The 15,473-nt window shown below is 38.5% G+C and carries 10 protein-coding genes; 2 read left to right on the top strand and 8 right to left on the bottom strand.

Features of this window, described 5'->3' with window-relative positions:
- Window positions 1-12 precede the first annotated feature (12 nt).
- The 6 genes from E7480_00545 to E7480_00520 are packed head-to-tail and all read right to left on the bottom strand — an operon-like array spanning window position 13 to window position 6,697.
- Window positions 13-1,077: an aminopeptidase P family protein gene (locus tag E7480_00545; GenBank protein ID MBE6903083.1), complete on the bottom strand. Its 1,065-nt coding sequence runs from the start codon at window positions 1,075-1,077 to the stop codon at window positions 13-15.
- A 3-nt stretch (window positions 1,078-1,080) separates the two neighbouring features.
- Window positions 1,081-1,497 (bottom strand): YjbQ family protein, encoded by a 417-nt coding sequence (locus tag E7480_00540; protein ID MBE6903082.1) that lies wholly within the window; start codon window positions 1,495-1,497, stop codon window positions 1,081-1,083.
- A gap of 12 nt (window positions 1,498-1,509) precedes the next feature.
- Window positions 1,510-1,998, bottom strand: coding sequence for a cytidine deaminase (locus E7480_00535; GenBank protein MBE6903081.1), 489 nt, complete (start codon window positions 1,996-1,998; stop codon window positions 1,510-1,512).
- A gap of 21 nt (window positions 1,999-2,019) precedes the next feature.
- A complete protein-coding gene (locus E7480_00530) occupies window positions 2,020-4,437 on the bottom strand; it encodes a PBP1A family penicillin-binding protein (GenBank protein MBE6903080.1) in 2,418 nt (805 codons plus the stop codon).
- 17 nt (window positions 4,438-4,454) lie between these two features.
- Window positions 4,455-5,918 carry a hypothetical protein gene (locus tag E7480_00525; protein MBE6903079.1) on the bottom strand — a complete coding sequence of 488 codons (1,464 nt, stop codon included), beginning with the start codon at window positions 5,916-5,918 and terminating at the stop codon, window positions 4,455-4,457.
- An 11-nt stretch (window positions 5,919-5,929) separates the two neighbouring features.
- A complete protein-coding gene (locus E7480_00520) occupies window positions 5,930-6,697 on the bottom strand; it encodes a sugar phosphate isomerase/epimerase (protein MBE6903078.1) in 768 nt (255 codons plus the stop codon).
- Window positions 6,698-7,066: 369 nt separating this feature from the next.
- On the opposite strand from E7480_00520, the gene E7480_00515 reads away from it, so the two are divergent.
- Together E7480_00515 and E7480_00510 are read left to right on the top strand one after the other, a co-directional pair.
- Window positions 7,067-7,885 carry an ECF transporter S component gene (locus tag E7480_00515; GenBank protein ID MBE6903077.1) on the top strand — a complete coding sequence of 273 codons (819 nt, stop codon included), beginning with the start codon at window positions 7,067-7,069 and terminating at the stop codon, window positions 7,883-7,885.
- Window positions 7,886-8,719 (top strand): pantothenate kinase, encoded by an 834-nt coding sequence (locus E7480_00510; GenBank protein ID MBE6903076.1) that lies wholly within the window; start codon window positions 7,886-7,888, stop codon window positions 8,717-8,719.
- Between the two features lie 411 nt (window positions 8,720-9,130).
- Here the strand turns inward: E7480_00510 and E7480_00505 are convergent, their stop codons facing one another.
- A complete protein-coding gene (locus tag E7480_00505) occupies window positions 9,131-12,916 on the bottom strand; it encodes a hypothetical protein (protein ID MBE6903075.1) in 3,786 nt (1,261 codons plus the stop codon).
- 56 nt (window positions 12,917-12,972) lie between these two features.
- On the bottom strand, window positions 12,973-15,453 hold the full coding sequence (locus tag E7480_00500; protein ID MBE6903074.1) for a hypothetical protein: 2,481 nt from the start codon (window positions 15,451-15,453) through the stop codon (window positions 12,973-12,975).
- Window positions 15,454-15,473 lie beyond the last annotated feature (20 nt).

The raw sequence follows: 15,473 nt of genomic DNA, 5'->3' as shown, positions 1-15,473 counted from the left end.
ATTTTAATCACCTCACAATATAATAAGCTTTTTCGGGGAAGTAGTCAGATTTATATTGGAGTTTTCCTTTAATACAACCAAATCTTCAATTCGAACACCGAATTTATTTTCAAGATAAATACCCGGCTCTACTGATACAACGGAATTTATGGGAAGACGGCTTTCGTATTTTGGAGATAAATTAGGTCTTTCGTGAATATCCAAGCCTACGCCGTGGCCTAAAGAGTGTCCAAAAGTACCTTGGTAGCCGTTTTTGTTTATATAATCCCTTGCAATTTTGTCAGCAGAGCTTCCGATCATTCCCGCTTTTAATTCGGAAAGAGCCATATTCTGAGCATCAAGAACGATAGAATAAACCTTTTTCATTTCTTCGCTTGCATTTCCTACAGCAACAACTCTTGTCATATCGCTTTTGTAGGAAGAGAATTGAGCGCCGAAATCAAGTAGTACAAAATCCCCCTGCTTTACAGCTTCATCAGAGGGAACTCCGTGAGGCATAGAGGTATTTTTACCTGTCAGAGCAATAGTGGAAAATGCACTGCAATCTCCGCCAAGCTCTCTTATTTTAGTGTCTATTTCAAGAGCCATTTGCCTTTCGGTAATTTCAGGACGTATAAAGCCAAGCATATGCTCAAAAACAGCATCTGTTATGCCTTGAGCTTTTTTTATCATTTCTATTTCGTATTCATTTTTGCTCATACGAAGATTTGAAATAATATGGTCGCTTGCAATAAGCTCAATATTGTGAAGAGAATTTTTTAATTCAAAATATTTTGCAACTGTCAAGTGTTCTTGCTCAAAGCCTAATTTTTCAATATTAAGCTGACTGCACAGCTCAAACAAAAGCTGTTCTATTGATGCTTCAAGCAAAACAGGGCAAATATCCTTATTCTTTTTTACAGCTTCAATGTAACGAAAATCTGCAATAACGTATACCTTTTCTTTTGTAATAAGGACATAGCCTTCGTCTAAATCAAGCTTTGAAGAATAATGTCTTGCTGAAGCTGAGCTCAGAAATAAAGCGTCAATATCCAAAGAAGCTATGCAGGCAAATATTTTTGAAAAAGAGTCATTCATTGGTTATTCTCCGATAATTTTAATCATTACTCTTTTGTTTCTCATTCCGTCAAATTCTCCGTAGAAAATTTGCTCCCAGGTACCAAAATCAAGCTTGCCCTCAGTAACTGCAACTACAACCTCACGGCCCATAATTGTACGCTTGATATGAGCATCTGCATTGTCCTCATATCCGTTATGAGCATATTGGCTGTAGGGCTTTTCGGGAGCTAATTTTTCGAGGAAACGTTCAAAGTCGCTGTGAAGTCCGCCCTCATCGTCATTTATAAAAACGCTGGCAGTAATATTCATAGCATTACAAAGCAAAAGACCTTCTTTGATATTACTTTCTCTGAGAGCCTTGTTTACCTCGGGAGTTATGTTTACAAAGCCTCTTCTTGCAGGTATGTTAAGCGTAAGTATTTTTCTGTATGATTTCATTTTTATCACCTTTTAATAGCCGAAGCTTCCGCTTAGTGAATCGTCATTTTCAATCCACTCGTCAGTATTTATAACAGTAAAGGCTTCGGGAGTGTTTCTTATAATAACTCTTGAAATGCCTGCGTTTATTATAAGTCTTTTACACATAGAGCAGGAGTTGGCATTGGGCACAAGCTCACCTGTTTCCATATCCTTTCCTACAAGGTAAAGGTCAGCGCCTAAGGTTTCCTCTCTTGAAGCGGAAATTATGCAGTTAGCCTCAGCGTGCACAGAACGGCAGAGCTCGTATCTTTCGCCCCTGGGAATGTTTAACTGTTGGCGGATACAAAAGCCTAAATCAGAGCAGTTTTTACGGCCTCTGGGAGCACCTGAATAGCCCGTTGCAATAATAACATCGTTTTTTACGATAATTGCTCCGAAATTTCTTCTCAGACAAGTGCCTCTTGAAAGCACTGTCTGTGCAATATCAAGATAGTAATTTTCTTTATCTCTTCTTTCCATATGAATAACTCCTTAAATAAATTATTGCGCAGGTAACAATGCGGGATTTGCAGGGTTGTGAGCAGTACAAAGAGAATTGTATATTGTAGTGCTTCCTGTAGGCTTACCGGGGAATTTACCCTCGCCGTATCTGTCCATATAAACGGGCCATACAGGGTCAGAGAACAAGGGAGTTGAAAAGTCAAGGTGAGGAAGCATATACTGAGCATCTCCCACAATAACCTCTGCAGAGAACTGGCGTTCAAAATCTACAAATGCAATTTGCTTAAGATTTTCTTTAGGACAGTTGCTGTGAGCAAGCTTGCCCGATGCTGTACAGATATATTCAAGGTGGTGCGCTGTGCAGGTTTCGGTGGGAAGGCTTTCATTGCTTACCCAACAGGTTTCGGTACGTAAGCCTCTTGGGTCAAGAGCACATGCATCTCCAACGGGCATACCCGAATCAAGACAGTAGGTTATCTGTGACATACCTCCGGGTACGGGAGCAAATTCTGTATTAGATATACCTTTTTTGGTATTGATTGTATCAAGCACTAATTTGAAAAGCTTTGAACAGGGGTTAACAGAAAGAGAGGTAAGTCTTTCACCAACCTTAAAGCCAAACCAAGCGCCGCAGGTGTATTCGGGAGTATAGCCGATAAACCAACGGTCCTTATCGTCTGAGGTAGTACCTGTTTTTCCTGCGCTGACAGTGGTAGAAAGCTTAGCAGGAGTACCTGTACCGTAAAGGTTATTTTCAAAAAGGAACTGGTGAACGCTGTAAGCTGTCTGAGCAGAAACTACCTGAGTTGTGTCAACCTCTTTTTCAAGTAAGGTTCTGCCGTCATAGCTTTCAACCTTTGTATAAACTCTGGGGGTGTTGTAAAGTCCTTGATTGGGGAAAATCTGATAAGCCGCTGTCATTTCAAGAACAGTAGCACCGTGGCTTATACCTCCCAATGCTAAGGAGGGGTTCATATCGTTTTCAACAAGAGTTGTCAAATGAAGCTCGTTCTGAAGGAAATTAACGGAATTGTCAGCACCAAGCTTTTGAATTATACGAACGGGAACGGCGTTGTTTGACTGTAAAAGAGCCTGACGTACCGACATAAGTCCTGAATAATATCCGTTGTAGTTATGAGGCCAGGTTCCGTCATTGTTTGAAGGAGAGTCGTCTATAATTGAGGCTGCATTTATTATCCCTTTTTCAATGGCAGGGGCAAAAACTGCAATAGGCTTCATTGTAGAACCGGGCTGTCTTATACCCTGAGTAGCATAGTTAAAGCCTCTGTTTATGGTCTTTTCGCCTCTGTCGCCCACAATTCCCAAAACATCACCTGTTTTCTGGTCCATTATAACCATAGCGGCACGGGGAATTTCACCCTTTGCGTTTTTGGTTGGAGGGAAGTTTGCATCATTAGTGAAAACCGCATCCATAACAGACTGAACATCATTGTCCATAGTGGTATAAATCTTAAGACCCTTTGTATATACAACGTCTGTTGCATATTCCTTGGTATAGCCTTTTTCTTTTACAAGGTCATCAATTACCTGAGTTATAACGTGGTCAACAAAATAGCTCTGCTTTGAGCCTGAATCGGTGTTTTTGATGTAGGTGAGAGCTTCAAGCTCTTCTTTTGCCGCATCATATTCCTCTTGAGTGATAAAGCCTTCCTCAAGCATAGTATACATAATTGTCCTTGCCCTGTTTTTGTTGTTTTCTTCCTTCAAGAAGGGGTCATAAAGGGAAGGATTGTTTGTAATACCTATTATAGAGGCAGCTTCTACAAGAGTAAGCTCGGTAGCGTCCTTATTAAAATATCTTTTTGCCGCAGACTGAATTCCTTGACAGGTGCCTCCGAAGGTAACGGTATTGAGATAATATTCAAGAATTTGGTCTTTGTTATATTTACGCTCTATATAAAGAGCTCTGAGAATTTCTTTGATTTTACGCTCAATACTTCTTGCACCGTCGCCTGTAATGTTCTTTATAAGCTGTTGGGTGAGAGTAGAGCCGCCAAAACCCGAACGGTCTCCCAATGCGTATTTGAATACCGCCTGACCGGTACGCCACCAGTCAACGCCCTTGTGCTTTTCAAAACGTCTGTCCTCTATGGCGATAGTGGCATCCTTTATATATTTGGGAAGAGTATCAAGGCTTATCCATATACGGTTTTCATCCTTGTAAAGCTCTTCGACAGCTTCATATTTTCCCGTCTGAGTATTTTTAGCGTAAATTACAGTGGTGTAATCAAGATTCAGATTTTCAAAAGCTATATCAATATCCGAATCGGTATAATTATAGCATAAAAATACAAAAGAACAGGTGAGAAGAATAGCCATTGTAATTCCTGCGGATACTGTTCCCAGCATTATCTTTTTAAATATTTTGTAGCCCTTGCTTTTTCTTAAATTTGAAAACCACACTTTTAGCTTTTCAGGTATAATGTTTCTTTTCAAAATATCATTTCCTTTAATTAAATAGTGATTTCTACAAGAGAGCCTCTTTCAATGGCCCCTGTGTAAGTGTATTTCTTTAATCTGACGTGTTTTTTTTGTAAGATACCTAAAATTTCATCGTGAGTCAAAGCATCACTCTGTATATGAAAATATCTTTTGCCCTTTATCTTTATCTGATATGCAACCTTTTTAAGATATTCTTCAGCTTCTTGTTTGTTGTGAATGTTAATTTTATAATGGTCATAATAGCTTATATGAGCGCTGCAAGAGGGCAGAGAGGGGAAGGTATAGGAATTTTCCTGTTTCTTTAAGGTGTTTATTTTCAAAAGAGAAATATCGTCTATGTTAAAATAGGCATAATTGATAACGGCATCCTTGCTGTTATCTGCATTTAAAATATACTTTGTTTCACCTTTGTTGCTTGTAGAGGTGTCTCCGTAGGTTGCATCTACATAGGCATACTGTCCGTCTATGCAGACCATATTCCATTTATGGCCCTCATTGTTTTCTTTACTGCTTCCGACAACAGCCATTGATTTAAGTCCCACGCTGTCAAATAAAAGCTTAAGCATTTCCGAATAGGCTTCGCAGACACCCTTGCCGTTTACTGCTCCTGTAAGATTATATGCATCCTTAGGGTTTTCCTGAGTATATATTATGCTGTGACACACGAAATTATAAAGAGAAAGCTCTTTTTCAAACTCTGACATAGAGGAAGAAAGATTTGACTGCGCCTGTAATATAAATTCGTGGATTTTAGCAAAGGTATCTAAAATTTCTGTATCTGTATAGATAAACGGAAATTTAATTTTAATTACTGAACCGTTATAGCTTACAGAAACAGCAGAAGGTAAAAAGAATGCCCAGGAATTGTCTAAAACATAGGTATAATAAGCAGGCCATATATTATCCTGATAATATTTATTAAAAGCATCTTCGTTTCCATTAAAAGAAATTTCGGCAAAAGCCTTTCCTTTTTTTATTTCTTGGTCGATTTTATCATAAACCTCTTTTGCAGAGGAAGAAAGCTTTGAATAATAGTATCGGTATATATTAAAGTTTTTCTCAAAATAATGGGAAACTGCAGCGGGTATTGTCGTACAGCAGTGAGAAGGGTGGCAGACATAGGATTCAAGAGAATTGTAAAGAGTATCAAGGGGCTCCGTTATAGTGATAGGCTCCTCCTCTTCTTCGGAAGAATCGGCAGGAGTGCTTGGAATATCAATTGTTGTTGATGAAGCAGGGGGAATTATAATTTCGGAAGATGTATCCGAAACGGCGCTGCTGCTTTTATCATCAGGCTGAGAAACAACAGCAGACGAAGTACTCGTGCTTGAAATGTCTTCGATATCGCTTGAAAATTCAATATACTGATTGATGCTGTCAGAAGAAATACTGTCAAAATCTGCAGTTACTCCCTCCTGACAGGAAGCCAAAAGAATAACGCTTGCCGTCAAAAGCATAAAAATTCTGATTTTCACTGTAAGCCCTCCTAAAAAAGTTTTGTTTTTAATTGCTTGAATATGTCGGTAGAGGAATAGCAGTTGCTATAAACCTCAACAATTGCAGGTCCGTTATAATATTTGGAAATAGCCTTATTTATTTTGCTCAAATCCGCTGTTCCGTAGGTAGGCAAAAGACAGTCACGCTCTTTATCACTGTCGCTTATATGATAGTTTACAATGTTTTTTTCCATAAGCTCTATCATTTTAAAAATATCCTGCTTAGCTCTTATTGCCTGCTTTAAATCAAGTGTAAAGTATATTTCGTCATTAAGCTCGTTTTTAAGTTCCTTTAAATAGTCAATATATCCGCATTTGCAACGGGAAACATTTTCCTGTGCAAATTTTAAATCCATAGCCTTCGCTTCTTCAAAAAGCTTTTTATAAACCTCGGCGTATTGAGCAGGAGAGGTAGAGTAAACGTCCTTATAATCTCCGTGAAAATTAAAAACCTCAGCGCCTAATTCCTTTGCCGCCTCAAAAAGCCTTTTATAAAGCTCAACAGTATCGTCAAAACGGCGTTTATATCCGGAAAAAAGCATATAAGGGTCAACAACACCTGTAAAAGGATGAAATGAATATACATTGAGATTATATCTGTTTTTAAGCTCTTTTAATTTTTTAAGCCCTTCGCCTGTACACTCTGAATAGGCATTGGCAAAAATTTCGATAGTATTAAATCCGGCATTACTTATAATTTCAAGGGTATCAAAGGTATCCATAGGATAAAAGCAAGCGCTGGAAAGACCGTATTCCAAAACAGTATCATCTCCACAATATATATTTTTTTAAAATACTGCAATCATATTATACTATATTTTAAAATAAAAATCTACAAAAATTTTATATTTACATTGATTTTTCATTTTTTTGGTACTATAATGGTTATAATGATTATCGAATGTCGAGAAATTGACCCAATTTCTCGACAAAGCCGATGAAAATCGGCTCTATGTTGCAAAAACATCTTAAAATGTTATTTTGCAACTTCGATATCATTTCAATGAATATGTTCAATTACCGTTGGTAATTGTTTGCGAATTCAAAGAATTCGCAGTCGAAATAAGGCTTTGCCCTATTTCGACATCCACATAGTCATTATATTATTTTTAAAAAGAGGTTTAAAAATGAAAAACAAGAAATTTTCCATACAGTTTTTTGTAAAGCTTGCTTTGCTTTCCGCCATAATTATAATTCTTGCGGTTACTCCTATAGGATATCTTCCTGTAAGTATAGGAATTAAGCTTACAATAATTCAGGTTCCTGTTATAGTGGGTGCTGTTTTGCTCGGGCCCTCAGCAGGCGCTTTTCTGGGTCTTGTTTTTGGTTTGACAAGCTTTTTCCAAGCTCCTAATGATATTCCCTTAGGACCTGCTATGCTGTCCTACAGCGTATTTGCAACCTTTTTAATATGTGTACTGCCCAGAGTTATTATGGGCTTTTTGTCAGGGCTTCTTATTAAAGCCTTCCAGCATAAAAAAATCAGCCGTTTTGCAGTAAATCTTGTTCCGTATATTATATCAGCTTGTATATCTGCATTTATAATAACTCAGTTCGGAAGCGGAAAGGGAAGTATATTTATGATGATGGCTTGCCTTATCCCTGCTGTCATTATGGGTATTATAGTATCTTTGATTTCTATTTTGACTGAAAATAGATTTGAAAACACCTTTGCTTTCGGTGCTGTAGGTCTTTTAGGCTCTCTTTTAAATACAGTTTTGTTTTTAGGCAGTATATATTTGTTCTTAGGAAATATTGCTGCTAACGCTTTGGGAACAACAGTAAACGGTTTATTGGTTTTGTTTATGTCTATTGCAGGCTTTAACGGTATTCTTGAAGCTGTGGCTTCCTGTATTATTACAGGAGCTGTATGTAAGGCTTTGGGAAAAATCAATAAAAAACAGCCCGTTTTACAAGAGGCTGTTTCTGAAAAAGAGGAAGAATAAGTGAAAATTACACTCGGAATAGATATAGGCGCAACAACGGTAAAGATAGTAGGCTTTGATAAAGATGAAATTATTTGTCCTATGCGTTTTGCAAATACAGAGCCTAATAAATCGGCAATTGATGCTTTTGACAGCTTTATTGAAAAAGCAGGTATCCTGCTTTCCGATATAGAAAAAATAGTGCTTACAGGCGTAGGCGCTTCTTATTTTAATGAGGGTATTTACTCAGTTAAAACTTATATTGCAGATGAGCTTTTTTGTATAGGCAACGGCGCTATGTATGTAACAGATGAAAAAAGCGCTTTTGTTGCAAGCGTAGGAACAGGAACCTGCTTTATAAAGGCTGATAAGAAAGGCTTTAAGCATTGCGGCGGCTCAGGAGTCGGCGGGGGCACAATAAGAGGTCTTTCCAAGCTTATACTTGACAAGGATGATTTTGACGAAGCCTTGCATCTTGCAAACGCAGGAAAGCTTCATAATGTCGACCTTTTTATAGGAGATATAAGCAAGAAGAATGTGGGCAGTATGGGCTCTGAAATAACCGCTTCCAATTTCGGAAACATAAAGGAAACGGCAAACAGCAGCGATATAGCCTTAGGAATATTCAATATGGTTTTTCAGACTGTGGGTATGCTTGCTAAATTCTGTTTTGAGGCTGAAACACCCGAAAGTATTACAGTTATAGGCTCAACAGTAGAAAATGACGTGGCTAAGCTTTGCTTTAAAGCATTTTCAGAGTTTACAGGCATAGAGTATAATATTCCTGAAAAAGCGGCATTTGTAACGGCAATAGGCGCCGCAATAGCTCAAGAGGATGAGCTAACAGAAATTTAAAAGCTTAAAAAAGCTGTGCAGAATTGGCGTGTTGTTCTTATCGGAGAAAATGAAATTCTTTCAAATTCGGTTAAGAACCAGCATCGCATTTGTATGTACAAACGCACTTGGGCAGCAGCCCAAACCCACTAACAACAGAAAAGAGAAGATTCGTACTTGACGAGTCTTCTCTTTCTTTTTGTCTGTAAAGTGATATGCTGACTGTCGCCAGCGTGATATTTTCGCTTTGCGAAAGTGATATGAAACCTATCGGTTCCGTGATATTCTATTCGCATATAACTTGGCGGAGCCAAATAGCACTCGGCTAAAAGCCGAATATCACTGCGAAGCAATATCACTCGCCGTAGGCGAATAGAGTTGCGTGATACTCCGTTAAGAGTATCACGCTAATTCTGCACAGTTTTTTTATGGTTATTTCCAGCTTGTTGTAATTATTTGTCTGAAAAAGGCTTCGAGTCCTGCGCCGTTTTTAACCTTAGAGGAAGCATTAAACATATATTCAACCTCTCCGTTTATTATACGGGTAGAATTACGGCGGAAGGGAAGGGCAAAATAGCCAACACCGTCGTCAAAGGAACGAATAGCGGCTATTGCCTCTGTCATAAATTGCATCTGAGCTCTTTTGGGCTGTAAAGCATACCAGGTAATTTCGTCATAGCCCCAGGGAATATACGTGCCGGTTGCAACTCCGTCAGGCATACTTTCGTGACCGAAGTTATCAAACTCAACCAAATAAAGAGCATTTTCCATATAATAGCCTTGGGGAGACATACCCTCGGGAGTTCTGCCATACAGAGAGTCAATAAATCCGACCTCTATGGTACAGGGCATATATCCGTCACTTTCAATTTCATAGCTTCCGTTACCGTCATATATACGGGAGGGGAAGGTAAGATAGTCAAAATTCAAAAGCTTTGTAGATGGGTTACTGTAAAGTATTTCAGGCCTTAAATTATAATAAACGTGAGCTGTAATAAGAACATTGTTGTTTCTTCCGTTTTCGGCGGCATATTCTCTTACCATATTAAAGAGCTTATTTACAGCAGTACCGTCATCATTTGCGCTAATTAAAGCTATTTGTCCGAAGTCTATAATATCAAAGCCTGCATCAATATACTGGGTGGCTAAGTAATAGCACCACATTTGTCCTTCCAAGGTTGTCATATCAGGAACGGAGGTACCGTTACCCCAAATATTCAGATAATCATAATTTATTATATTCCAGTAATCAAAGGGTCTTGACTTTTCAATGGGTTCTCCAAAGGCTTCAAGTACGTATTCGGGAATTATAGTTCTTGAAGATGTTTCTTCTCCGATAGCTTCAAAAATACAAGCCTCAAGAATAATTCTTGAATCAATATCGTGAACATATTTTGCATATTTTTTGCTGTTTGCAAAGTGAGTAATAAGCTCAAGTCCGTTAGACCAGATAAAGCCTGCACGGGCAATCAATCTCGAGCCTGTTGTTAAAACAGTTTGAAGGTCTTGTTCAAATGTAGGGTCAACACCGGGAACAAGGTCTCCTACTGTAGTAGCACTGATAAAGCCTTCAAGAGTTGAAGCAGAGGCAAGATAATTTTGAAGTGATTCACGGGAAGCCTGTCCTTTTATTGAAAATTCACCGTCTAAAGAAATATACTTTGGACAATATTCTTTTTCCTCTTCAAATTTTTTGCCGTTAAGGATATCAGATTTTAAAGATAAAAGGTCAATAAGAGAAGGTGTTTTAGTATTTATTGCTTCTTTTGAAGCATCACTTAACTCATAAATACCTAACAGACTGTTTCTTACAGTAACAGCATCAAGAATGTTAAAATCAGCGTCGCCGTTAACGTCATTTTCAAGAACGATATCATACTTGTTGCCGTCAACAACTGCATAAGCGCCTGTGCCCAATATAGTATTGGACGCAAGAGCTTTTCCGTCAGCACTGAAAAGTGATACAGTCTTGCCGTTGCCCATGATAAAGCTGTTTACACTTGTGCCGTATTTAATATTGTTAACCTTTCCGTCTGCAAATGTATATTTGGAAGAAACATCAGCAAAGCTCAAGGTCTTGAAGCCTGCAAGGCTACCGCCGTTGATGCTTCCTGTAGAAAGCATTGTGCTGTCGCCTTCGTTGTACGCTGCAACATGGAATAAGAATTTATCGCAAACTGTGGAACGGGGAACAATAAAGGATACGCCTGTTTCTGTAGCCTTAGCGTCTTTAGCTTCGTCTGCAGAGAATACGCCGCCCATATTGTCTGTTGTGAATTTACCTGTTGTTGCATTGTAGGAGATTTTTCCGATAGCGCTGGAAACATCGCCGTCAACGTTAGCAGGAATGTTGAATAAATCAAATACTGTGTTGCCTGTTATGTTCTGAAGGAAGTTGATGTTGTTGATATAGTAGAAATCAACGATATCAGCATCAGTTTCAACGTTAACATAAACGTTGCTGTCGTCATAAGAGTAGTTAACATTAGCAGAGCCTGTAGCTGCAGCAACTGCGCCTGTTGCTTTATTGAAGGTATCTAAAGCAAAGGTGTTGTCGTACTCGGGAAGAGTTACGCCGTCAACTGTAGCTTTTGAGCCTGCGCTCTCAGCAGTAATAGGAGTTAAAGAAGCCTTAACACCTGTAAGAGCAAGCTTCCAACGTTCTTCACCGTTACTTACATAAGATAAATCGGGGAATACAATTTTTGCATTTGTAGTACCTTCGGGTAAATAGTAGGATTTACCTAAAATAAAGTGAGAAGCGCCGGCATTAGGGTCACTAAGACCTATGGTAGTTGATGAATGCATATTTAATTTAAGAAAGTCGAGAAGACCTTTATTGACGCCTTGTCCAAACCAGCAGTCAGAATCCTTTACAATATATGATGAACTACCGTTAAATCTTACCATCTTATTAAGATAGAACTCGTAAGGCTCAGCCTTCTTGTAATTTTTTCCGTTGTCGGAAGAAAACCATAGCTGCCAGCCTGTGCCGTTTCTGTCGTATAACAGATTAGCTAACTGCAGACTTTCTGCATTGGAGGAGAAAAAGTCAAAAGCAAAGTAACTGTCACCCACAACCCTGTAGGTAAGACTTTTTTCTTTAGAATATAGATCAGAGGGGAGAATATTATAACCTAAGAAATATATATCTTCAGAGAATTTATTATCTGCAGCGTATTTGATTGTATCGTTAATTTTAAGAAATTCGTCTATATTATTCAGCGGAGGTATACCGAAATTATTAAAGTTTGCAGCGCCGTATTGTGTGCTGCCAAAGTCATTTACAATAAGATTATCAACCGAGCCCGGTGTAAAGAGAGGCTTTTCGGGTTCTTTTGGTAAATCCGGCTTAGGCTCAGAAGAAACAAAAGAAAAGGTTTTGTCGTTAATTGGGGTAGAAGAAGCTGCTGCACCGCCATAAAGAAAGCCACGGTTTTGAAGCCATTCGCCTTCGGACTGAATTACTGAATCGGCAGGGAATATGTATCTTACCATTGTTGCATCTGAAGGAATAGAATAGGAATGACACATACCTACATATTCATAAAACCAAAGCATATTGCTTTGTCCTGAATTGTTGTTTATCATATGGGCAACCTGAGCAGGAAGATTATCAAGCTGAGACTGAGGATTTTGAGCTCCGTTTTCAACACTTGTAGGATTAGTTAATCTTACAAATTCAAAAAGAGCAGAATAGCTCAAAGGACCATTCCAGGTAGCACCGTTGTCCGTAGAATACATAACTCTTACGCCGTTATTATGAGTATTAAACCACATTTTAGAAATGGTATTTGCGGTAAAATTGTTTCTGTAATAGGAAAGAAAGCCGATATATGAACCGCCTTCAACGTTGTAATCAACGTATCTTTCAGAAACACCGCTTTGAGTATTAGGCGCTCTTAAGGTTACTTTATCGGTAAAAAAGCCCTGTACCTTATATTCGTTGTTGGAAATATCAACCTGACCGTTACAAACATTAAAGGTATCACTTTCAGGCACAAAGACAAGAGGGTTTCCGTCAGAGCCTTTTTGTGAAGGAGAAAAAGCACTGCCGTTCATTGAATTATTAAAATCAAAGGTAGAACCGTCATCAACTGTGCCTGGAGAGAGAATTTTCTTTCCGTTAGTGCCTGTTGTCGCAGAAATGTTGGGAGTTACAAGAAAAACAGAAAGCAATATTGAAACAGCTAAAAATAAGCATAAGATTTTTTTCATATTTTCTCTCCTTTTTTTAAAAAACGGGGGTATGAAATTCTACCCCCGTTTTAAGCTTATTTTTTACATAAAAACTGATTTACTGTATACATTATGTTGATATCATCACCCTTAAAGAAGTAAGGCTTATTGGGATAAATATCAAACATATTCTGAAGATTTTCATCTTCGCCGTCAAGGTCGGTGCATACGTTCATAACAAAGCGGTCGCTTTCAAGAAGAACACCGCCGTCAACGAAAGTTTTTCTGATGTTTGCAGGCTTGAGATTAAGCTCATAATAAAGACTGTCTATAAATTTACGTCTTGCAATAAGGTTTTTGTTTTCATCGTATATTTCCATAAAGGCAATATCGCTTTTTTCAAGGCAAGCATCATAAAAACCTATTTTCTTAATGCCATTTGCCTCAACGCAAACCTCAATCTCTTTATCTTCCTTATATTTTCCGCTTGATGTAAAGACGCCGAAATTAACGTAGCCTTTAAAGTCCTTAGGTAAATCGTTTACAACTGAAAATTCTATGCCATTATTATTTTTATAAATAGTTGCACCGATTTTAGAAAAGGCTTCTTTAACTTTATGGAAGCAAGGAGTAACGCTGAGATAATAGTCAACAACTGTCCAGCTTCTTGTGCAGGGCCAGGTATCATTATACATCCAGAATATTGCAGAAGCAGTAAGAGGCTTTCTTCTTCTGAAGTTATTTATATATTCAGAGAAGGCTTCGCCCTGAACAACACCGCCTAAATAGATTTGTTCATCTAAAGAAATATCACGGGGATTGATTTTTGTAAAGAAGGATATACATAAATCAGCAGAGGTGCCTATTTGCCACTCTTCAAGCATATTTTCGTGAATATCCCAAGTGAATGAATGTAAATACTCATCACCTTTATCAAGGCATTTCATAGTGGTTTTTCTTGAAACAGGACCTAACATACCGCCTTCATTTGGAAAACGGGATTCGTATTCGTGATATTTTCTGTAATCCTTGTCGGAGAAGCCGATTTTCCAGGGATGCTGGTCGCCCTGAGTGTCATCATCGTAAATGACATCGTCTTCAAAGGACATAGGAGAAGTAGGCTGATAATATTTTTCAATATCGTTTTCTTTTACAATAGAGGGTAAAATTTCTGAGAAAAGACCTTCTGAACCTTCAACCCATTCTTTTAAAAGCTCATTTCCGCCGCACCATACAATAAGAGAAGGATTGTTTGAAAGTCTGCGGACCTGATATGTAAATTCCTTTTGAACATCTTCAAGGAAATCTTTGTCGTATGTAGGTAAATTTGAGCAAGCACAGATAAATTCCTGCCAAACAAGAATACCGTTTTTGTTGCAAAGCTCAAAGAAATAGTCAGATTCGTATATACCTCCGCCCCAAACACGAAGGAAGTTGAAGCCTGCATTTTTAGCAAGCTCTATTAAACGCTCATATCTCTTGTTGTCAATGTTGGGGACAATCATATCAGCAGGCACCATATTTGCACCCTTGGCAAATATATTTACACCGTTAAGGTATACACAGAAGACGTTCTGCCCCTGTGCATTTTTGCCTGTATCAATGAAGATATGGCGTACGCCAAAGCTCTTTTTAAAGCTTTCGCCGGACTTGAGAGTAATTTCAAGCTCGTACATTTCCTGTGAGCCGAAATCAATACACCACCAAAGACGTGGGTTTTTAATTTGGAAATTATATTGAATAAATCCGTCACCCTGTGTAACGGTAAAGTCTTGTACTTTGTTTCCGTCCAATAAAAGCTCGTTTAATTCAGGTGCAGCAGAGCCTTTATAGAACAGCTTTGCACACACATCGGCGCTTTTTAAGTCCTCTTTAGTATCAACAGATACCTGAGCTTGAGTTATAATACATTTTTCATCATAAATAAGCTCAACATCGTCTGTAATTCCTATGTTGAGAAGACGGGGAGACCAGTCCCAGCCACAAGAACTCTGGGGCTTTCTGAGCCACATACGTTTATTCAGAAGCTCGTCCATAGTTCTTGTAGCCGAGGATAAATCAGTTATTTTCTTTTCTGCGGCATAGAAAACACCGCTGTCGAGACGTACATCAAGAATGTTTTTGCCTTCCTTAAGCTTACCGGAAACATCTATCTCAAGAGGATAGTATACGTTATTATGCCTTGCTATTTCAACACCGTTAAGGTAAACAATAGCGTGAAGGTCAAGCTGTTTGAAACGAAGAATTGCAAGAGTAGCCTTTGCAGCATCACAAGCATCAAATTCTTTGTGATAAAACCAAAGCATTTCTTCGACCCAACGACATTTAAGAACGTTTGAGCCTATGTAAGGATCATCTATTATACCCCTCTTTATAAGCTCGTCATGGACACAACCGGGTACCTTGGTGTCCATCCATTTCTTTTCGTCGTAGAAGCTTACGTCAAACTTCTTGGGCTTTCCCTGTATATCAGCAGGATAATATTCCATATTGTCGTATATGAGATGGGGAAGTCCCCCTCTCATTCCGCTTGTATGCTTTAATTTCCAGTTTCCGTTAAGTGATAAGGTTTTCATTTGAGCACGTCCTATTAGTT

This window comes from Oscillospiraceae bacterium (assembly GCA_015067255.1).
GTDB lineage: Bacteria > Bacillota > Clostridia > Oscillospirales > SIG519 > SIG519.
The sequence above is the reverse complement of the archived record's forward strand: the minus strand, read 5'-3'. Positions and strand labels throughout refer to the sequence as shown.

What these genes read in the sequence shown, in the direction of transcription:
- E7480_00500 (MBE6903074.1), bottom strand. Translation starts at nt 15,453, where the DNA reads ATGAAAACCTTATCACTTAACGGAAACTGGAAATTAAAGCATACAAGC.
- E7480_00505 (MBE6903075.1), bottom strand. Translation starts at nt 12,916, where the DNA reads ATGAAAAAAATCTTATGCTTATTTTTAGCTGTTTCAATATTGCTTTCT.
- E7480_00535 (MBE6903081.1), bottom strand. Translation starts at nt 1,998, where the DNA reads ATGGAAAGAAGAGATAAAGAAAATTACTATCTTGATATTGCACAGACA.
- E7480_00545 (MBE6903083.1), bottom strand. Translation starts at nt 1,077, where the DNA reads ATGAATGACTCTTTTTCAAAAATATTTGCCTGCATAGCTTCTTTGGAT.
- E7480_00540 (MBE6903082.1), bottom strand. Translation starts at nt 1,497, where the DNA reads ATGAAATCATACAGAAAAATACTTACGCTTAACATACCTGCAAGAAGA.
- E7480_00515 (MBE6903077.1), top strand. Translation starts at nt 7,067, where the DNA reads ATGAAAAACAAGAAATTTTCCATACAGTTTTTTGTAAAGCTTGCTTTG.